The following is a 20,512-nucleotide window of genomic DNA, read 5'->3' as shown; positions in this document are numbered from 1 at the left end:
GTAAATCGGCAAGGATGCCGATTTAGCCGCGCCGGGCCATGGATGGCCCGTCGCGGCGGCCCGCGGAACCGGGCCGGAGTGCGGGCATGCCGAGCCTAAGCGAGGCACCGAGTGGTGGGGCAAAGACCTTTTGGTTACTTTTGGCTGGGCCGGCATTCCGGGCGTTTGCCAAAAGTGACCCGCTGTAAGAGCGGAACCATAAGTGGCCGTTACCGCAGCAACGGATATGTACACCTTCAGGCCCGACTCCGCAGCCACTGCATAAACCCCTTCTTAACCGGCACCACAGGCGCCTCCTGCGTCAAACTCTGAGCCGCATGCAACCTGAAATCCAGCAGGCTTTTCATAGCCTCACTGATGTCATGCCGAGCATCCAGACAAGGCTTCAGATACTCCTTCTCAATCCTATACAACGTACAAAACGTCTTCGCCGAAAAGTCCGCAGGCACACCCTGCTCCGACAAAATCCCGGCCTCACCAATCACCTCCCCAGGCCCCATCCGCCCCGCTTCAAACTTGTGCCCGGCCTTGGTCAGCATCACCGAAATCACCCCGGACTCGATGATAAACAGGTGATCACTCACCTCCCCCGCCGGCAAAATCATCTCCCCGGCGCGAAAGGTCTGCAGCGTCATGTTCTGGCTGAATGTCTCCTTCTCCTCCTGCCTCAACGTCGAGAAAATAGACGAGCTCTCCAACAACGCCCGAGCCCGGGAAACCGTCACCGGCGCATTACTCTCGGCCGCCGACAACAAGCTCACCCCCGCCGCCTGCAAATGCCGAAACGCCAAATCATAAAGCTGATTGCGCACCTCACGCTTAAGCGCCATGGCCGGCACAAACCCGCTGATCTCATACTCCACGCCACCACTGGCCGACGTCTTGAACGCCACACTCGGCGCCGGCTTGGCCAACAACGGCCGACACCCCTGCATCGCCCGCTCCAGCGCATCCAGCACGGTTTGGGGCCGCGCATGGGGGCTGACCTGCAGGCTGACCGCCAAGCCAAACATATCTGCGGGACGTGAGAAGTTGATGATCTTGGCCTTGGCCGCCAACGAGTTGGGCACCACCGCCAGGCTGCCCTGGGAGGTTTGCAGTTGGGTGGCGCGCCAGTCGATGTCGATCACCCGGCCTTCGGTGCCGTCGATGGAGATCCAGTCATCCAGTTGGTAGGGTTTGGTGGTATTGAGCACGATGCCGGAAAACACGTCGCTCAAGGTGCTTTGCAACGCCAGGCCGACGATGATTGCCACCGCGCCGGAAGTGGCCAGCACGCCCTTGACCGGCAGGTCGAGCACGTAGGCCATGGCGGCGATGATCGCGATCAGGAAGATCACCGCGCCCACCAGATCCTGCAACAGCCGCCCGGTGTGGCCGACCCGCTGCATCATCACCGCGCCGAGCAATACCGTGAGGGTGCGCGCCGCAAACAGCCACCAGCCGATCTGGAACGCCGTTGCCGCCAAATGCAGCGCCACGTTGTCGCCGAACGGCGCGACCTGCATCGGGTTCATGCCTTCGTTGAACAGCACGGCGCTGAACACCGCAAAGATCACCAGGCGTGCCGCCAGCTTCCAATTGGCGAAATCGGCAGAGATCAAACGCCATACGGCAATATCGATCAGCACCAGCGCCAAGGCACAGAACATCGGGTGATCGGAGATAAATGAGGGCATTCAGGCGACTCCAGGGCGAATGCCATGAAGATCGCATGAAATGCCTTTGGAGGGTATAGCGCCCTAGCGCTGCATCTGCCCGAATTGCCCGGACTGATAGTCGGCAAACGCCTGGTGGATTTCCTGCTCGGTGTTCATCACGAACGGGCCGTGGCCGACGATGGGTTCGTCGATCGGCTCGCCGCTGAGCAACAGCACCATGGCGTCGTCGCTGGACTCGAGGCGCAGTTGCGTGCCATCGCGCTCGAACAGTGCCAACTGCCCTTCCCGCGCCACTTCAGTGCCGTTGATCCGCACCGTGCCGCGCAACACCACCAGCGCGGTGTTGCGCCCGGCGTGCAGGTCCAGCGTCACAGAGCGGCCGGCTTTGAGACGCATGTCCCACACGTCGATCGGTGTGAAGGTGCGAGCCGGGCCTTTGACCCCGTCGAACTCGCCCGCGATCAAGCGCAGGCTGCCGGCGTTGTCGGCCAGGGGCAGCGTCGGAATATCGCCATCGAGGATGGTCTGGTAACCGGCATCGGTCATTTTGTCCCTGGCCGGCAGGTTGACCCACAACTGGACCATTTCCAGGGCGCCGCCGCTGCGGGCGAACGCCTCGGAGTGAAACTCCTCGTGAATGATGCCCCTGGCGGCTGTCATCCATTGCACATCGCCCGGGCCGATGGTGCCGCCGGCGCCGGTGGAATCGCGGTGCTCGACTTCGCCCTTGTAGACGATGGTCACGGTTTCAAAACCGCGATGGGGATGCTGGCCCACGCCGCGCCGTTGCTCGGTCGGGGTGAATGCCGCAGGACCGGCGTGATCCAGCAACAGGAACGGGCTGATCTGCTTGCCCATGGTGTCGTAGGAAAACAAGGTGCGAACCGGAAAGCCGTCGCCGACCCAATGGGCGCGCGGGCTGGTGTAGATGCCGATGATGTTTTTCATAGTGTCTCCAATAGTGGATACACCTTAAATCTGATACCAATCTGGCGCTAGACGGCAAAAACAGCTCTTACTGTTCCATTGGCAAGACAATTAAACACTACGGGCCAAGCGCGTGGCCCGCAGTGAATCCAAGGCTTATTTAGCGCCGGTCAACGCGTTGTAGCTGGTAAACAGATTGCGGTAATCCGGGATGTGATTGGCGAACAGAGCACCCAGGCCCTCGACATCGTTGCGCCAGTCGCGATGCAGCTCACAGGCCAGGCCGAACCAGGTCATCAGTTGCGCGCCATTGGCTGACATCCGGTCCCAGGCCGACTGGCGAGTGATCTCGTTGAACGTGCCGGAAGCGTCCGTGACCACGAACACCTCAAACCCTTCCGCCAGGGCCGACAAGGCCGGGAACGCGACACACACCTCAGTCACCACACCCGCGATGATCAGTTGCTTCTTGCCAGTGGCCTTGATCGCCTTGACGAAATCCTCGTTGTCCCAGGCATTGATCTGGCCCGGACGGGCGATGTACGGGGCATCCGGGAACAGCGCCTTGAGTTCCGGCACCAGCGGACCGTTGGGGCCGGTTTCAAAGCTGGTGGTAAGGATGGTCGGCAGCTTGAAGTACTTGGCCAGGTCGGCCAGGGCCAACACGTTGTTCTTGAACCTGTCCGGTTCGATGTCACGCACCAGGGACAGCAGGCCAGCCTGATGATCAACCAGCAGAACGGCGGCGTTGTCCTTGTCCAGGCGTTTGTATTGATTCGTCATGAGTAGTCCTCTTTCGTCGATTAAAGGGTGAGTCTCAGTGGCACTCAGCGCTGGGAATCCAGCACTTCGTGTTCGGTCGCCACTTGCTGGGCCTTGAGGTAGCTTTCGATCAGCAACTGGTAATGCGGCATGGCCTGGGTGTAGACCTGGGCCCACTGCTCGGCATCCGGACGGTTCCATGAGCCTTGCAGTTCGGAGAGGGTTGCCATGATGTCGATTGGCACCACGCCGGCCTGGGACAACCGGGCAATGGTGAGGTCCGTCGCCAATTTGGAGTGGTTGCCCGAGGCATCGACCACGGCAAACACTTTGTAGCCTTCATACACCGCGCTGATGGAGGGAAACGCCAGGCATACGCTGGTGAGGGTGCCGGCGATCACCAGGGTTTTCTTGCCAGTGGCTTTGACCGCCGCGTGAAACTCGGGGTTGTCCCAAGCGTTGATTTCACCTTTGCGCGCCACGTATTGGGCATGGGGCGCCGCCTGCTGGATCTCGGGGATCAGCGGGCCGTTGGGGCCCTGCGGCACCGAGGCGGTGGTGATCACCGGGATATTCAATAGCGTCGCGGCGCGGGCCAGGGCGATGGCATTGGCGCGCAACTGCGGCACGTCCATGTCCTTGACGATCTGGAACAGGCCACTTTGATGGTCGATCAACAACATTGCCGTGTCGCTGGCGTCGATGACGGGTTTGTGACCGTTAAAGTTGGCCGGAGCAGCAGCAGTAGTCATGGGCTTTTCCTCTTTTTCTATGGGCAACAGCCATCCTTGGCCGGTAAACCGGCCTGGCTGTCAGGGGTTGGTTTTGCGGGGTGTATCAGGTGTGCATCTGGCCGAATTGACCGGACTGGAAGTCGGCAAAGGCCTGGTGGATTTCCTGCTCGGTGTTCATCACGAACGGACCGTGGCCGACGATGGGCTCGTCGATAGGCTCGCCACTGAGCAGCAGGAACATGGCGTCATTGTTCGACTCCAGCGCGAGTTGATCACCGTCACGCTCGAACAACGCCAACTGCCCTTCGCGCACCAGTTCCAGGCCATTGACCTGCACGGTGCCCTTGAGCACCACCAGCGCCGTGTTGCGCCCGGCGTGCAGGTCGAGGGTCACCGCCTTGCCAGCGTTGAGTCGCACATCCCACACGTCGATCGGCGTGAAGGTACGGGCCGGGCCTTTGGCTCCGCCGAACTCACCCGCGATCAGTCGCAGGCTGCCGGCGTTATCGGCCAGGGGCAGCGCCGGAATATCACCGTCGAGGATGGTCTGGTAACCGGCGTCGGTCATTTTGTCCTTGGCCGGCAGATTCACCCACAACTGCACCATTTCCAGGGCGCCGCCACTGCGGGCAAAGGCCTCGGAGTGGAACTCTTCATGAAGGATGCCCTTGGCCGCAGTCATCCATTGCACATCGCCCGGGCCAATGGTGCCGCCAGCACCGGTGGAATCCCGGTGTTCGACTTCGCCCTTGTAGACGATGGTCACGGTTTCGAAGCCGCGATGCGGGTGCTGGCCGACTCCGCGGCGTTTATCAGTCGGGGTGAAATCGGCAGGCCCGGCGTGGTCCAGCAGCAAGAAGGGGCTGATGTGTTTGCCCATGGTGTCGTAGGAAAACAGCGTGCGAACTGGAAAGCCGTCGCCCACCCAATGGCCTCGTGGGCTGGTGTAGATACCGATGATATTTTTCATGGTGCGTCTCCAAATGGGTGAAAGCAGTGCATGGATCAACCTTAAATCCGTTACCTTTGCAGGGCTAGATGGCAAAACTGACCCTTAGCGTTCTATTTGGAGAACGATAGTGGAAGACCTGAACACCCTCTATTACTTCACCCAAGTGGTCGAGCATCGAGGCTTTGCAGCGGCTGGCCGGGCGCTGGACATCCCCAAGTCCAAGCTCAGCCGGCGTATCAGCCAGTTGGAAGAGCGCCTGGGCGTACGCTTGATCAACCGCACCAGTCGGCACTGTTCCCTCACCGAAATCGGCCAGGCCTATTACCAGCGCTGCCTGGCCATGCGCGTGGAAGCGGAAGCCGCCGCCGAGGTGATCGAGCGCAACCGCTCCGAACCCCAGGGCATTGTGCGTTTGAGTTGCCCTACGGCCCTGCTCAACTCCTGGGTCGGGCCGATGCTGACCCGCTACATGCTCAAGTACCCGCTGGTGGAACTGCACCTTGAAAGCACCAACCGCCGAGTGGATGTGATTCACGAAGGCTTCGACATCGCCCTGCGCATTCGCTTTCCGCCACTGGAAGACACTGACTTGGTGATGAAGGTGCTGGGCAACAGCACCCAATGCCTGGTGGGCAGCCCGACATTTGTGTCACGCCTGTCAACGCCGCCGTTGCCGGGGGACTTGAACGGGTTGCCGAGTGTGTACTGGGGATCGGCGCAACGGGAATATCAGTGGGAGTTGTTTGGAGAGAACGGCGCCAGTGCGGTCATTCGGCATGCTCCGCGGATGATCACCGATGATTTGCTGGCGCTGCGGCATGCGGTGTGTGCCGGGGTGGGTGTCGCCCATCTGCCCAGCGTGGTGGTGCGTGAGGAAATCGCCGCAGGACGGATGGTGAACCTGATCCCCGGCTGGGCGCCGAGGACCGGCATCGTGCACGCCGTGTTTCCGTCGCGCCGAGGGTTGCTGCCTTCGGTACGAAGCCTGATTGATTTTCTTGGGGAGGAGTTCGCGCGAAGCGATATGGCATGACGACGCCGCCGGCGCCGACCGGCGCATCCGACATGGGGTCTGTGCAGGGGCTGGATTAATTTATATTTCAGCCATAATATGGAGAAAAATATTACGGACGTAATTTTTAGTTCACCCCGCCCCACGGAGCCCGACATGAACCCTCTCCCCCTGCGTCTTCTCACCCCCCTGGCCCTGCTGGCGGTACTCAGTGGCTGCAACAACAAGGCCGACCCCGTCGCCGAAGCGCCCCTGCCCCGCCCGGTGCTGGCCACCAAGGTCGAAGCCGCGGGCAGCCAGCAAAGCGCCTACACCGGCGTAGTGGCCGCACGCACGGAAAGTGACCTGGGGTTCCGCGTCAGCGGCAAGGTGATCGAGCGCAAGGTTGATCCCGGCCAGCACGTCAACCGTGGCGACACTTTGCTGGTGCTGGATATCGGCGACTTCGAACTGGCCCTGCGTTCGGCAAAAAACCGCGTCAATGCGGCCCAGGCGCAACTGCGCCAACGCCGGGACGATGAATCCCGCTACCAGCGCCTGGCCAATACCGGCGCCGTGTCGCGGCAGATTTTCGACCAGTCCGCCACCAATCTGCGGGTGGCCGAAGCCGAACTGGCCTCCGCGCAATCCGACGCCAGCCAGATCGAAAACCGCCGCACCTACTCGGTGCTCAGGGCCGACAGCGACGGCATCATCACCGACGTACGGGTGGACCGCGGCCAAGTGGTCGCCGAGGGGCAAGTAGTGGCGCGCCTGGCCCACGACGGCGCCCGGGAAGCCATCGTCAACCTGCCGGAAAACCAGCGCGACCAGGCTTCGCAAAAAGCCCTGGCGTTCCCCTTCGGCGCCCCTGAGCAAGCAGTGACCGCCACGTTGCGCGAGCTGTCTGCCAGCGCCGACCCGACCACCCGCACCTACCGGGCCCGCTATGTCTTGCATGGCCCCGTCGACCGCTTCGCTCTCGGCTCGACCATCACCGTGCGCCTGCAAGGTAACGGCCAGGCGCAACAGACCCGCGTGCCCATCGGGGCGCTGCAGGATGCCGGCAAAGGCACCGGTGTTTGGGTGATTGGCGCCGATGACAAGGTCAGCTTCGCCCCGGTCAACGTCGCCAGCCTCGGCCAGGAGGACGCGTTGCTGGACAGTGGCGTGGACCCAGGCCAAGTAGTCGTCGCCCTCGGCGCGCACCTGCTGCACAGCGGTGACGCGGTACGCCTGTTGCCGGCCCAGGTATTGGCCCTCAACCGTCAGCAGGAACACTGATAATGCGCGGGATCAACCTCTCCGAACTGGCGGTCAAGCATCGCGCGGTCACGCTGTTCCTGATCATCGCGATCCTCGCCGCCGGGGTCTTTGCCTTTGGCAAACTGGGGCGCGCCGAAGACCCTTCGTTCACCGTCAAGGTCATGACCATCACCGCCGCCTGGCCCGGCGCCACCGCGCAAGAGATGCAGGAGCAAGTGGCCGACCGTCTGGAAAAACGCCTGCAGGAGCTGGACTATTACGACCGCGTCGAAACCATCGCCCAACCGGGCTTCGTCTCGATGCGCATGACGTACCTGGAGTCCACCCGTCCCAGCGAGATCCAGGACCTGTTCTACCAGACCCGCAAAAAGCTCAGCGACGAAGCCGCGAAGTTGCCCAAGGGGGTGATCGGGCCGTTCTTCAACGATGAATACTCCGACGTATACTTTTCCCTGTACGCGCTGGAGGCCGAACACCTGCCCCACCGGCAACTGGTGCAAATGGCCGAGGACATGCGCCAGGGCCTGCTCAATCTGCCGGGAGTGAAGAAGGTCAATATCCTCGGCGAACAGGCGCAGCGGATCTTCGTCGAGTTTTCCTATGAGCGCCTGGCCACCTTGGGCATCAAGCCCGAGCAGATCTTCGCCGCCCTCGCCGCCCAGAATGCCGTGGCGCCTTCAGGCTTTGTCGAGACCGCCGGGGCACGCGCCTATATCCGCATCGACGGGGCCTTCGACAGCCTGGCGCTGATCGAAAACGTCCCGCTGGAAGCCAACGGCAAGCTGCTGCGCATCGCCGATGTGGCCACCGTCAGCCGGGGTTATGAAGACCCGCCCAGCTACCGTATCCGTCATCAGGGCGACCCGTCGCTGATGCTCGGGGTGATCATGGAGAAGCACTGGAACGGCCTGGAACTGGACAAGGCTCTCAAGGCCCAGGAAGCGAAAATCCAGGCCGACCTGCCGCTGGGGGTCAACTTCGCCAAGGTCTCCGACCAGGCGAAAAACATCAGCCTGGCGGTCAACGAGTTCATGCTGAAGTTCTTCGTCGCCCTCGCGGTGGTGATGGTCATCAGCCTGCTGGCCCTGGGGTTCCGCGTCGGGCTGGTGGTGGCCGCTGCGGTGCCGCTGACCTTGTCGATCGTGTTTGTGATCATGCTGATGACCGGCCGCGAATTCGACCGGGTGACCCTGGGGGCGTTGATCATTTCCCTGGGCCTGCTGGTGGACGACGCGATCATTGCGATCGAGATGATGGTGGTCAAACTCGAAGAGGGTTTTGACCGGATCCATGCGGCTACGTTTGCCTGGAGCTCCACCGCCGCGCCGATGCTCACCGGCACGCTGGTGACGATTATCGGCTTCCTGCCGGTGGGTTTTGCCCGCTCGGGGGCCGGGGAATATGCCGGGAATATTTTCTGGATCGTCGGTTTTGCGCTGATCGCGTCGTGGCTGGTGGCGGTGGTGTTCACCCCGTACCTGGGGGTCAAGCTGCTGCCGCACATCGAGCCGGTTGTCGGCGGCCACGATGCAATTTACGCCGGGCGCTATTACCAGAAACTGCGGCGCCTGGTGGACGCTTGCGTGCGCAGACGCTGGCTGGTCACCGGGTTGGTGGTGGCGGCCTTTGTGCTGTGTGGCCTGGGCATGGGCGTGGTGAAGAAGCAGTTCTTTCCCAACTCCGACCGTTCCGAGCTGATTCTGGAGGTGTACATGCCACCGGGCAGCGCCTTCAAAAGCACCGAGGCGGTAGCGGCGCAGGTGGAAAAGGCGCTGATGGAGGAGCCGCAAACCGTCATGGTCGACACCTATGTCGGCGGTGGTGCACCACGGTTTTTCCTGTCGCTGAACCCTGAGCTGCCAGACCCCGCCTTCGCCAAGCTGATCGTGCAGACCGCCGACGCCCATGCCCGGGACAGCCTGAAAAAACGCATGGCTGAACGCATCGCGGCCGGCGAATTTCCATCGGCGCGGGTGCGCGTCACCCAGTTGGTGTTCGGCCCGCCGGTGCCCTTCCCGGTGGTGTTTCGCGTGTCCGGTCCCGACCTGAATGTGCTGCGCAGCCTAGCTGAAGACGTGCGCCAAGTGGTCGCCGCCAACACACTCACGCGGGACAGCTTCCTCGACTGGGGCGAGCGCGCCAGCAGTTACCGCCTGGTACTCGACCAGGACCGCCTGCGCCTGCTGGGCTTTACCCCCGACGGGGTGAAATCCCAGCTCAACGCGTTGCTCAGCGGCAACCCGATTACCGAAGTGCGCGAAGGCAATCGCACCGTTTCAGTGGTTGCCCGCTCCCAGGGCAGCCAGCGCGAAGACCTCGGCAACCTGGAGAATATGACCCTGACCAACAGTGCCGGCGTCTCGGTGCCATTGGCCCAGGTCGGGCATTTCCAGGCGGTGATGGAAGAACCGATCCTCAAGCGCCGCAACCGTGCGCTGACCGTGGAAGTGCGCGCCGATATTGTCGACGGCACCCAGCCGCCAGACGTGGAAATGGCGGTGTACAAGGACCTGCAACCCTTGATCGCCAAGCTGCCGGCCGGGTATCAGATCGTCATCGGCGGCCCGGTGGAAGAAAGCGCCAAGGCCAACGTGGCGCTGGCGGCACTGTTCCCGATCATGATCCTGCTGACGTTGACGGTGATCATGTTCCAGGTGCGTTCGTTCGGGGTGATGTTCATGGTGTTCGCCACCGCGCCGCTGGGGCTGATCGGAGCAGTGCCGACGTTGCTGCTGTTCAACCAGCCGTTCGGGTTCAACGCGATATTGGGGTTGATCGGGATTGGCGGGATCCTGATGCGCAATACGCTGATCTTTACCGACCAGATTCGGCAGAACCAGGACCAGGGCATGGTGATTCGCGAGGCGATCATCGAGGCCACGGTGCGCCGGGCACGCCCGGTGATCCTGACCGCGCTGGCGGCGGCGCTGGCGTTTATTCCGCTGACACTGTCGGTGTTCTGGTCGTCGCTGGCGTATGTGCTGATTGGCGGGGTGCTGGTGGGGACAGTGTTGACGTTGCTGTTCTTGCCGGCGTTGTGCAGTCTGGTGTTGGGGCGGGAGAAGACCCGGGAAGTGGTGACTGCAACCTGATCCAACCAACACCACAAACCAATGTGGGAGCGGGCTTGCTCGCGAAAGCGGTGTACCAGATAAGCAGATGTCGACTGATAGACCGCATTCGCGAGCAAGCCCGCTCCCACACAAGCCCGCTCCCACATTTAGAGGTGTGGCGTTTTTAAGTCAGCGCTTGGAGAGCTCCATGATCATCCGGCTCAGCAGATAAATCCGCGGCGCCACGCTCTCCACCTCGGCATATTCCTCCGGCGTATGGATATTGCCCCCGACAATCCCGAACCCGTCCAGGGTCGGCGTACCCACGCCAGCCGACAAGCTCGCATCCGCCGCCCCGCCGCTGCCCTCAATGGTCAGCTTGCGCCCCAACTCGCCATAAATCCCCTGGGCAATCGCCACCAGCTTGTCCGACTCCGGCGTCTGCGGCATCGGCGGCAGGCCACGGTGCAAACTGGTGGTCACTTCAGTCTCGGGGATCAGCTTGTTGGCCGAGACCCGTGCCAGGTCTTTCTCGATCCGGTCAAACTCTTCCGGCAACGCCGCCCGTACATCCGCCTTGGCGGTGGCCTGGTCGGGGATCACGTTGACCCGGTCGCCGGAGTTGATCACGGTGAAGTTGATGGTGGTTTTCTTCTCGGCATCCCCCAGCTTGCCCAGTTGCAGAATCTGGTGCGCCGCTTCCATCGCCGCGTTGCGCCCCAATTCCGGGGCGACGCCGGCGTGGGCGGCCTTGCCCTTGACCTCGACCACGGCGGTGGCGCTGCCTTTGCGCCATACCACCAGGCCATCGGCCGGGCGACCCGGTTCCAGGTTGAGCGTCACGTCGTGGCCCTTGGCGGTGTTGCGGATCAGCTCGGACGCGCCGTCGGTGCCGGTTTCTTCGCTGGCGTCCAGCAGGAAAGTGATTTGTGCGTAGTCCTTGAAGCCCTGGTTTTTCAGGACCTTCAAGGCGTAGATGCCGGCGACGATGCCGCCCTTGTCATCCATTACGCCCGGGCCATAGGCGCGGCCGTCCTTGATGTGGAACGGCCGGGCAGCCGCCGAGCCTTCCTTGAACACCGTGTCCATGTGGGCCATCAGCAGGATCCTGGCCTTGCCGGTGCCCTTGAGGGTGGCGATGACATGGCTGTTATGAGCGGCGGCATCCGGCACCAGCTGGATGCTGAAACCCAGTTGCTTGAGCTCATCGACGGCGATGTCACGCACTTGGGTCAGGCCCGGCTCGTAGCCGGAGCCCGAATCGATATTCACCAGGCGCTCCAGCAGTTTCAAGGCGTCGGCCTTGTACTGCTCGGAATCGGCCTGGATCTGTTTGTGGGGTTCGGCGCTGAAGGCCGGCATGGCGAAAGACAGCGCCAGGGTGGCCGCCAGCAAGGTACGCGGGAAGTTGAAGAGCATGAACCGATCCTTGTTTTTGTTGGAAGGTAGCGCTCCACCCTACCTGACAAACACCGATTTGTTGATCCTCAGATCGACCTCAACCAACTTCCCTGCACCGAACTGACCCGGTTGCGCCCGCTGCTCTTGGCCTCGTACAAGGCCTGGTCGGCATCGTTCAGCCAACTGGTGGCGTCGGCGTGTGCCGGCCGGTATGGCGCCAGGCCGATGCTCAGGCTGGAGCGCAAGGTCGGGTCCTGTGCGTAGGCCAGGGAGTTGAAGCGATCACGCAGGGCGTCCATCACCTCGGTGGCGCGGTTCAGGGGCATGTCCGGCAGGATCACGCAGAATTCGTCGCCACCGTAGCGCCCGGCCAGGTCAGTGGCCCGCAGGTTCTGGCGCAGCACTTTGCTCAATTGACGCAGCACGATATCGCCGGTGACATGGCCGTAGGTGTCGTTGATGGTCTTGAAGTGGTCGATGTCGATCAGCGCGATGGCGGCGCCCTGCTGGTCGCGGCGGCAGCGCTGGAACTCGATTTCCAGGTGGTCTTTCCAGGCGCCGTGGTTGAGCAGGCCCGACAGGCTGTCGGTGCGGCTCAGGGCCAGCAACTCGCGCTTGTGCCGGGCCAGGGTGATCGCTTGCCGGTAACAGATCCAGCCCAGCGCCAGGGGATACAGCATCAGGATCGGCAGGCAGGCGTAGAGCTGCACTTCACTGGTGAGGGCGGTCACCGCCGGAGTGAACACCAGCATCGAGGCGCCGATGCCCAGCGCCTGGGCCACCCAACCGGCGAGCATGAAGCGCGGGCCGCCGATGGCGACGTTGTTCATGGTCATCATCGACAAGGTGGTCACGCTGGGCAGCGGGTTGAACTGCATGGCGCCAACCCAGAACCCGCCGCAAAACGAGTCGAACAGCAGGTTGCGGTGTTCCGAGCGCAGGGAGTTTTTCGAGTGCCGCGACCATTGGTAGGCCACATGCGGCCAGATGAAGGCATTGGCGATCATCACTCCCCAGACCCAAGCGGATTTATCCAGCGGGTAGATGGCGGCGGCCACACAGACAAACCCGAGGGTCAACCCCAGGGTGCGCGACTTGTACAAGCGTGAAGCGAGCGAAAGTCCGTTTCCTCCTGCGGCTGGCATGTCTGGCTTGATCCTGGATGAATGCCCGAAGTCTATCAGGGCACCGGCAGATCGCCACTACCGCTCATAAGCTGACCTTCAGCTGGAAAAGCCCCGGGCCAACATCAGCGCCACCCCCAGCAGCAACACCGCCGTGGCCCGTTGCAGCAACACCCGGCGCTTGGGGTTTTCCAGCACGTGCTTGATGCGCTGGCCGAAGTAGCAATACAGGCAGCCGCTGGCAAATTGCAGCAGCAGGAAGGTCAGGCCGAGGATCGCGATGTCGGCGGCGGCGCTGCCCTGGCCGATGGCGGCGAACTGCGGGAATACCGCGCTGAACAGAATGATCGCCTTGGGATTCGACAACCCGGTCAGCAGGCCCTTGCCGAAAAGACTGCGGGCATTTTCCGTAGTTGCATCGTTGGTCTTGATGGTCACTCCGCTGCTGGTCCATTGCTTGTAGGCCAGGTAAAGGATGTAGGCCACGCCTACCACCTGGATGATCCGGGTGATCAGCGGGTAATCCTTGATCAGCTCGGAAAAACCCACGGCAAAGATCAGGATCGACACCAGGTAGGAAACACTCGCCCCGAACTGCGCCGGCAGGGAGCGGCGCAGGCCGTCCTTCAGGCCGAGGCTGAGCAACAACAAGGTCATGGGCCCGGGGCTGAAGGCCAGGGTGGTGCACAGCAGCAGGAAATACAAAAACGAAGACAGCGTCAGCGCGGTGGCCATGGCGTGGAATTTCACAGCAGGAAAGAGGGCTTGCAGTCTAGGGCGCACGTGCCGCCACAGGCAGGTAAACTCTACGGATATACGCGCAGACTTTACCGGTGAAGTTGGCGGCAAACTTAAGGACAGTGTGATGCCCATTCCTGCGATTCACTTTCATGACCGAGCACCGAAGGTGCAGCAGATCGTCGATGCCCTGGCCCATGCGATCGAGCAAGGCGAATTGGCCGCTGGCAGCAAACTGCCTTCGGTGCGTGAGTTGGGAGCCTTGCTGGGCGTCGGAAAATTCACCATGAATGAAGCGCTGGATCGCCTGCGCGGGCGTCACCTCCTGACCTCCAGCCAGGGCCGCGGGCACTTTGTCGCCAGCAGCCTGGCACAGCCGTCGTCCAGCACCTGGGTCGACTTGCTGCCCCAGGACTTGCTCAGCGTACTGCGCCGCCCCCTGGCCATGGCCCAGGGCGACCTGCGCCCCGGCGGCGGCCATCTGCCGGAAGACTGGCTGGATTCCGAAGCCCTGCGCCAGGCCATGCGCAGCGCAGTCCGCGCCCCTACCCTGCGCATCGCCGGGCTGGGCACCCCGGCGGGCCTGCTGCCGTTGCGCCAGGCGCTGCAACAGAAACTGCACGGTGAAGGGTTGTCGGTGCCGGTGGAGCAAATCATCACCACGCCCAACACGGTGCAAGGCCTGGACATGCTCATGCGCCTGCTGGCGCGGCCCGGGGACACGGTGCTGCTGGATGCACCGTGTTATTTCAACTTCCACGCGAACCTGGCGTTGCATGGGGTCAAGGTGGTGACGATCGCCCGGCGGCCTGACGGGTTTGATTTTGTCGCGTTGGAGCAGTTGTTGGCGGAGCATCGTCCCAGCCTGTACCTGACCACCAGCGTGTTGCATAACCCCACCGGGCATTCATTCAGCCCGAGCCAGGCATTTCGGTTGTTGCAACTGACCCGGGAGTATCGCTGCCATATCGTTGAGGATGATCTTTACGGGGATTTGCACCCTAACCCGCCGCCGCGCCTGGCGACTTTGGCGGGATTGGAGCAGGTGACGTACCTGTCGGGGTTTTCGAAGGTGCTGACGGCGAACGCGCGGGTCAGTTATGTGGTGGCGGCGCCGCAATTGGCGGCGAATCTGACCAATATGAAGTTGATGAGCGGCGGCATAACGTCGGAGCTGTTCGAACAGATTGTGTATCGGCTGCTGAGTGAGGGTGGGTATGCCCGGCATCGCAAGCGCATGGTTCAGCGGCTGCTGGAGGCTGGGGGGCGGGTTGAGCAGTGGCTGCGGCGTTGTGGGTGTGAATTGCCGATGGGGTTTGAGGGGGGGATGTTCATCTGGGCGCGGTTGCCGGCGGGGGTAAATGGTGAGCGGCTGGCTGAAGCCGGGTTGAAACGCGGGATGGTGTTGGCGCCGGGGGCGTTGTTCGGGTATGAGCCGGGGTTGCGGGATTTCATGCGGTTTAATGTGGCGCATTGCGACGAAGGGCGGGTTCAGGCGCAGTTTGAAGGGTTGCTGGGGGCGCCAACCCGAAGAGTTGGCGCCGGGGTTACGGATCAGGCGGAGGGTTGATCACCGTTCACTGGAGATCACGCGCTGGCTGCAGATATGAGCCATGCTCACCGGGGTAGCGTCGCCACCCACGCCGACATCCGGGTACTCCTCGATGCGCAGGCGCCAGACGGCGAAGTTGTAGTTGGTCTCCCAGGTATTTTTGTAACCCGAGTCGTAGGACACATACCTGACAGTCGCCTCACCCGCGCAGTTGCCCAGGTTGACCGTACCGGATGCCGCGCCCGACACGCCGGTTACCGAACCGTAGTAAGGGATGTACACCGGCAGGTAGGTATTACGGTTGACGTGCTTGTCGAGTTGCAGATACGGGGTCAATCCCTGCAGGCGTTTACCGGTGCTGTCGGCCCAGGTCACGGCCCAGCTCAAGTCACGTGCCGCCTGGGTGGTCATGAACGGGTCGTAGTCATTGGCCGAAGCCGGGATCCGCACCACGTTGTCACCTTGCACACTGTGGCTCAACACCTCGGGTGTGGAGCCCAGCGACAGCTTGTAGCGCGCCGTAGCCTTCCAGGTTGCGGCCGGGTTAGGCCGCACCCGTACGTTCACCACGCCATTAACCGATGGCGTTGGCCAGGTGATTTTCGCCTTGGGGCTGATCGGGATCCATTTGACGCCGTCAAAATACTCGGAAATCCACTGGCCCCGATCGCTCTCGTTCACACCGTCGAAATAGGCACTGACCTTCTGCCCGCGCAGGGCCTTGAAGGAGAAGTAGTCTTCATCGGTCGCCGTGTCGGAGTTACCCGTGACGTAGTTCAGGGTATCCGGCAGTTGATAAGCCGTTTCGAAACTGTCGTTAGGCTCGAAATCGTCAATCGTCATGTTGATATCCACGCCGAAACTGAACGGCGAACCGTCAGCCGAATTGGCATGCATGAACCAGTAGTAGTCGCCAGGTGGCAGTACGCCAGCCAACACCTCGTTGGCATTGCCCGGGTTATCCGACGTGCCGAGAGAAGTGATGTTGTTCTGGCCGTCGTCCTGGAACAGGGTCAGGGACATGTTGGTGGCAGCACTCTGCCCTACCAGCATCACAGTCGCCCGTGCTTTTTGCGGCACGTTGAAGTGGTAGCAGACGTCGTTGCCGGTTTGCACACCGTCCAGGTTATACATCTGGTTGATGCCGAGGGTCTGGCACAGCGGCGTGAACGCCTGGGCCGCCACGGCCTGGGCATCCACCTTGGCGCTATCTGCCTGTACAGGCTCGGCGACCACAACCCCGCTCAAGGCCTTGGCAGCCTGCACCGGCTTTTTCAGCTGCTGCGAGGTTTTGATTTTGTCCAGGAAGGCAGCCGACGCCTTCTGCGCCGTGACGTTGCCGCCACTCTTGAGGGCTTGTTGCACGGCTTGCTGCAACGGTTGCGGCGTCAAGTGTGCAGGAGATTGTTCGGCCAGGGCGCAGGCCGAAACGAAGCAGGACGCCGCGATGGCGGCTCCGAGCATGAACGCTTTTTTCGATTTCATTTTTTATCCATCCATAGTTAAAAAATTGAAGCTCAGGTGATCGGCGACATCCGGTCACCTGGGATGGAATGTAGGACACAACTGTATGCATGTACAGTATTTTTATGGCGGCAGGATAGATGCGCCAATCCCGACTACGCTCATCCCCAACAAAAACAGCACCGAGCGCCCCCAATGACTCACCCCACCGAGGCCTTCCGCACCACCTACCGCGCCAGCATCCACCCCTGCTACAACCCGTGGCTCCACGCTGGTTTCGTTTTCGGCTACGGTCTGCTCTGCATCACCCTGTTCTGGTCAACCACCCAACAAATCCAACCCTTGGAATGGCTGACCATCCCCCTCACCCTGATCTTCTTCAACCTGTGTATCTATCTCGTCCACCGTCACCTGGGCCATCACAAACACTCCTTCGCCCGCCTGTTCTACGCCCGCCACACCGGCGACCACCACAGCTTCTTCACCCCCGCCCACATGACCTACGACAGCCCTCGAGACTGGCGTGTCATCCTGTTCCCCGCCTGGCTCATCCTGGTCCACAGCCTGGTCATCACCCTCCCCGCCTGGTGGCTGCTCAAACACCTCAACCCCAACGTCGCCGGCCTGTTCGCCGGCTGCATGATCCTCGGCTACCTGCTCTACGAGTTTTTCCACGCCTGCGAACACCTGCCCCCCGACCACCCCGTGGCCCGCCTGCCGTGGATCCGCCAGATGCACCACCTGCACGCCCTGCATCACCGGCGCGAACTGATGCAGGGACGCAACTTCAACATCGTCCTGCCGCTGATGGACTACCTGTTCGGCACCCTGCATTGGGAACCACAAGCGCGCGAACCCAAAAAAGGCCAATAAAAAACGCCCCACCTAAGTGGGGCGTCTACATTTCAGAGGGCTCTTATGCGCCGGTTATCGGCCAATGATGTCCTGGCTGCAGATATGCCCCAGGCTCACGTAGGGAACGTTATCGCCACCGACACCGACATTCGGCAATTCCTTGAGGTCGATGCGCCAGCCGCCAACGTTGTACCAGGTGTCCCAGAGGTACTTCACGCCCGTGCTGCTGTCGTAGTACTGGGCACGGTAATCACCCACACAACCGCCCAACTCTGCGCTTCCCGATGTTTTGCCGGCACTGTCGGTGGCAGCCGAGAATATCGTCCAGTTGAAGTCCGGACCCGAAGCAAAACGCTTGTCGACCTTGAGCTGTGAAGTGACCCCCTCCAACGGGGCACCCGTGCTGTCTTTCCATTCGGTTCTCCAGGTCATGAGACGACCGGCCTGGGTCGCCAGAGGTGCGATGCCCGCCGGGATTCGGGTCACCGTTCCGCCCTTCGCATCGAAGTCCGCCAGGTGCGCACTCGAACCGAACGTCAGCTTGTACTCGGACTTGGCATCCCACGCCTCAGCGGGGTTGGCCCGCACGCGCGCCTTGTAGACAAAGCCCGGCGCCCGGCTCGGGAAGGTCGCCGTCGAGCCACCTGGAATGTTGACCCAGGCGCTGCCGTTGAAGTACTCGAAGATCCACTGATTGCGCACGCCCTTGTCGTCATCATCGAGGAACAGGCTGACCCCCTGCCCGCGTACGGCGGCGAAATCGAAGTAGTCAACGTCATCCGGGCTGTCGAGATTGCCCGTCAGGTAATTCAAGCGGTCCGGCAAGGCGAACGCCGTTTCCGGGGTGTCGTTGGGCTCGTAGGCGTCAATCGCGGTGTTGACGATCGCGCCGAAGTCGAAGGCTGAGCCGTCGGCAACCTTGGCTTCCAGGAACCAGTAGTAGTCCCCGGCTTCAAGCATGCCGCTGATGACTTCGTCGCTGTTGCCCGGGTTATCAGAAGTGATCAGTGCCGTCAGGTTGTTCTGCCCGTCGTCCTGGAACAGCGTCAGGGCCATTTCGGTCCCCGGCTGCTGACCCGCGAGGTAGATCTGCACCTTGGCCTTGGCGGGCACATTAAAGTGGAAGCACTTTGATTCGCCGCTCTGCAAACCGTCATAGCTGTAGCCGACGTTAATATCGAGGCTGTCGCACAGCGGTACAAAGGCGGCCTGGGCAGCAGGCGCCTTGGCCGGTTTTACCAGCCGGCTCACCGGCGAAATCTGCACACTTTCAGAAGGCTTCGCGACGCTGGCAGCCTTCTTTTGCACACCGACAGTCTTGGTTTTTTGTGCAGCCTTGAGCTTATCCAGCACTTGCGCCGAGGACGCGGAGGCCTGCACCTTGCCACCGGATTTCAGGGCACTCTTGATCGCTGCATCCAGGCTTTTTTCGCTCAGGTGCACGCTGTTCTGCGACGGGTATTGCTCGGCCAGGGCAAAGGCCGAAACGAAGCTGGCAGCCATCATGGCCGCGCCCAGTACAAAGGCTTTTTTAGATTTCATTTTTTATCCATCCATAGTTAAAAAATTGAAGCTCAGGTGACCGGTGACATCCGGTCACCTGGGATGGAATGTAGGACAAAACTGTATATATGAACAGTACTTTTTTTAAAAAGCTACCATTTAATCCAGACGTACCAGAGCCCCGAACCTACAAATCCAACCATTCCAAAACGATACGGCCACAGCACCCAGCGCTTGAGAGACAGAGGAACAGACGCCAGCTCTGCCGCCGTCACGTCTCCTCTTCGGATGTGCAGCTTGGGCAGTGAAAGAAAGTCGACAATCAGACTCAAACGCTTGTATCTGTCGATCAGTTTGTTTCTACCCCAAAACCGTTTGTTGTCACGGACCAAAACGTTATCAATGAAGTAGCTTTCCAGTTCATCCAGTTTTCTGTACTCGACGAATAGCTTCAAACCCAAAAAAATAAATGGCCATCCCCCCAATAAAATCACGCTAAATCCGTGCAACGAAATAGTCATGCACCCTCTCCCTCATAGAATAAGTCGCCGGCCATTTCTCCTAATGCTCCTCTCACGGTTCCACCGGTATACCCTCCCGCAGCACCGCCAATAATCCCGCAAGCGAGTTCACCTTTCCCTTTAGTAGCGATACCCAAAACTAATTTACACAAACCACGCCCCACCTTTGCGCCCAATACCCCGCCACCGGCGGCTCCACCCACCCCGCCCACCAACTTCCCACCCTCCACATACTTCGCCCGCCTACACATCGCCTCCCGCCCCTCCATACATGCTTCCTTGATCTCCAACCCCGCCACACCCACATCCAACGCCAACCCCACATACGTCCCCTTGCCCAAAAACCTCGACGTCTCGGCAATGCTGCGAATCCGCTGCGTGTAGCCCACGATTTCACTCTTGTGCAGATAACTCTTGGTGGAAATACCCAGTACTTTTTTCAGTGACTTATTGGTTTTCAGGCTCGTGCCAAATCGCGCCGCACCTTGAAGTTGAGTATCCAAGCGCCGGAACAACATCTGCCGCTTCTGGATAAACGCTTTCTTATTCAAGGCTCCATCCTTGAGTTGTTGATGCAAACGCTCAATTTCTTCCAGAGTGCGCTGAACCTCGTCCAGGTGTCGCCCCCAGGCCGCCGTCGAACTGCCGACTCCCACCGAGCTATAAGCCAATAAACTCTGGAATAGATCATAGTTATTGATCACCGCCGCCCCAGCCGAGGCATCCAACTCCAGATTGCGCTGAATCTCCTGGGCATGGCGCATCAACCATGCATCATCAGTAGTGCAAGCCACAGCGTAGGCATCGGGAACGATCACCATCTGCCCCGGCGTCACCAGGCTTGCCTGACGCAAATGCAGGTTCAACGCGTCGAATTGATCGGAAAGTTGCCCACTGGCCCCGGTCAGTAACCGGGATTTCAAACTGAGGTAGTCCGTGGTGCGCTCATTGATGTATCCCTGCGCCATCACTTACATCCCTGATGTAATGGATATGGCGCAGGAATAT

General features: G+C 61.1%; 17 protein-coding genes. 5 read left to right on the top strand and 12 right to left on the bottom strand.

All coding sequences use genetic code 11. The features are described 5' to 3' along the window. Nucleotides 1-236 precede the first annotated feature (236 nt). The 5 genes from HX817_RS13850 to HX817_RS13830 form a co-directional block, all read right to left on the bottom strand. Complete coding sequence (locus HX817_RS13850) at nt 237-1,679, bottom strand: mechanosensitive ion channel domain-containing protein (protein ID WP_063028913.1); 1,443 nt, start codon at nt 1,677-1,679, stop codon at nt 237-239. A 63-nt stretch (nt 1,680-1,742) separates the two neighbouring features. Then, nucleotides 1,743-2,609, bottom strand: a complete 867-nt coding sequence (locus HX817_RS13845) for a pirin family protein (RefSeq protein ID WP_177040389.1) — start codon at nt 2,607-2,609, stop codon at nt 1,743-1,745. Nucleotides 2,610-2,744: 135 nt separating this feature from the next. Continuing rightward, nucleotides 2,745-3,371 carry an isochorismate family cysteine hydrolase YcaC gene (ycaC, locus tag HX817_RS13840; RefSeq protein WP_177040388.1) on the bottom strand — a complete coding sequence of 209 codons (627 nt, stop codon included), beginning with the start codon at nt 3,369-3,371 and terminating at the stop codon, nt 2,745-2,747. A gap of 44 nt (nt 3,372-3,415) precedes the next feature. Beyond that, nucleotides 3,416-4,102, bottom strand: coding sequence for an isochorismatase family protein (locus HX817_RS13835; protein ID WP_177040387.1), 687 nt, complete (start codon nt 4,100-4,102; stop codon nt 3,416-3,418). An 85-nt stretch (nt 4,103-4,187) separates the two neighbouring features. After that, nucleotides 4,188-5,054, bottom strand: a complete 867-nt coding sequence (locus tag HX817_RS13830) for a pirin family protein (RefSeq protein ID WP_177040386.1) — start codon at nt 5,052-5,054, stop codon at nt 4,188-4,190. Nucleotides 5,055-5,163: 109 nt separating this feature from the next. Between HX817_RS13830 and HX817_RS13825 the strand changes: the two genes are divergently transcribed. The 3 genes from HX817_RS13825 (at nt 5,164) to HX817_RS13815 (ending at nt 10,385) form a co-directional block, all read left to right on the top strand. Next, nucleotides 5,164-6,069 carry a LysR family transcriptional regulator gene (locus tag HX817_RS13825; RefSeq protein WP_371317776.1) on the top strand — a complete coding sequence of 302 codons (906 nt, stop codon included), beginning with the start codon at nt 5,164-5,166 and terminating at the stop codon, nt 6,067-6,069. A gap of 135 nt (nt 6,070-6,204) precedes the next feature. Next, entirely contained in the window at nt 6,205-7,311 is a 1,107-nt protein-coding gene (locus HX817_RS13820; protein WP_177037310.1) for an efflux RND transporter periplasmic adaptor subunit, read from the top strand. 2 nt (nt 7,312-7,313) lie between these two features. Next, on the top strand, nt 7,314-10,385 hold the full coding sequence (locus HX817_RS13815) for an efflux RND transporter permease subunit (protein ID WP_177040385.1): 3,072 nt from the start codon (nt 7,314-7,316) through the stop codon (nt 10,383-10,385). Nucleotides 10,386-10,535: 150 nt separating this feature from the next. Here the strand turns inward: HX817_RS13815 and HX817_RS13810 are convergent, their stop codons facing one another. From HX817_RS13810 to HX817_RS13800, 3 genes are all read right to left on the bottom strand, one after another. After that, nucleotides 10,536-11,765 (bottom strand): M20/M25/M40 family metallo-hydrolase, encoded by a 1,230-nt coding sequence (locus HX817_RS13810; RefSeq protein ID WP_003210251.1) that lies wholly within the window; start codon nt 11,763-11,765, stop codon nt 10,536-10,538. A gap of 68 nt (nt 11,766-11,833) precedes the next feature. Then, on the bottom strand, nt 11,834-12,892 hold the full coding sequence (locus HX817_RS13805; protein WP_177040384.1) for a diguanylate cyclase: 1,059 nt from the start codon (nt 12,890-12,892) through the stop codon (nt 11,834-11,836). 78 nt (nt 12,893-12,970) lie between these two features. Next, the gene (locus tag HX817_RS13800) at nt 12,971-13,606 is read right to left on the bottom strand and encodes a LysE family translocator (protein ID WP_102368673.1); all 636 of its coding nucleotides are present in this window, start codon (nt 13,604-13,606) and stop codon (nt 12,971-12,973) included. Between the two features lie 130 nt (nt 13,607-13,736). On the opposite strand from HX817_RS13800, the gene HX817_RS13795 reads away from it, so the two are divergent. Next, a complete protein-coding gene (locus HX817_RS13795) occupies nt 13,737-15,179 on the top strand; it encodes a PLP-dependent aminotransferase family protein (protein ID WP_177040383.1) in 1,443 nt (480 codons plus the stop codon). Here the strand turns inward: HX817_RS13795 and HX817_RS13790 are convergent, their stop codons facing one another. Further along, nucleotides 15,180-16,646 (bottom strand): hypothetical protein, encoded by a 1,467-nt coding sequence (locus HX817_RS13790; RefSeq protein ID WP_003210259.1) that lies wholly within the window; start codon nt 16,644-16,646, stop codon nt 15,180-15,182. Between the two features lie 174 nt (nt 16,647-16,820). On the opposite strand from HX817_RS13790, the gene HX817_RS13785 reads away from it, so the two are divergent. Continuing rightward, the gene (locus HX817_RS13785) at nt 16,821-17,498 is read left to right on the top strand and encodes a sterol desaturase family protein (protein ID WP_177040382.1); all 678 of its coding nucleotides are present in this window, start codon (nt 16,821-16,823) and stop codon (nt 17,496-17,498) included. A 54-nt stretch (nt 17,499-17,552) separates the two neighbouring features. Here the strand turns inward: HX817_RS13785 and HX817_RS13780 are convergent, their stop codons facing one another. The 3 genes from HX817_RS13780 to HX817_RS13770 all read right to left on the bottom strand — a co-directional run bounded on the left by HX817_RS13780 (nt 17,553) and on the right by HX817_RS13770 (nt 20,472). Beyond that, complete coding sequence (locus HX817_RS13780; protein WP_177040381.1) at nt 17,553-19,022, bottom strand: PPC domain-containing protein; 1,470 nt, start codon at nt 19,020-19,022, stop codon at nt 17,553-17,555. 113 nt (nt 19,023-19,135) lie between these two features. Beyond that, entirely contained in the window at nt 19,136-19,504 is a 369-nt protein-coding gene (locus tag HX817_RS13775) for a hypothetical protein (protein WP_177022653.1), read from the bottom strand. Beyond that, nucleotides 19,501-20,472, bottom strand: a complete 972-nt coding sequence (locus HX817_RS13770; RefSeq protein WP_177040380.1) for a hypothetical protein — start codon at nt 20,470-20,472, stop codon at nt 19,501-19,503. The genes HX817_RS13775 and HX817_RS13770 overlap by 4 nt, the downstream gene beginning before the upstream one ends. Nucleotides 20,473-20,512 lie beyond the last annotated feature (40 nt).

The organism is Pseudomonas sp. C6002 (assembly GCF_013385805.1).
Classification (GTDB): Bacteria; Pseudomonadota; Gammaproteobacteria; order Pseudomonadales; family Pseudomonadaceae; genus Aquipseudomonas.
The sequence above is the reverse complement of the archived record's forward strand: the minus strand, read 5'-3'. Positions and strand labels throughout refer to the sequence as shown.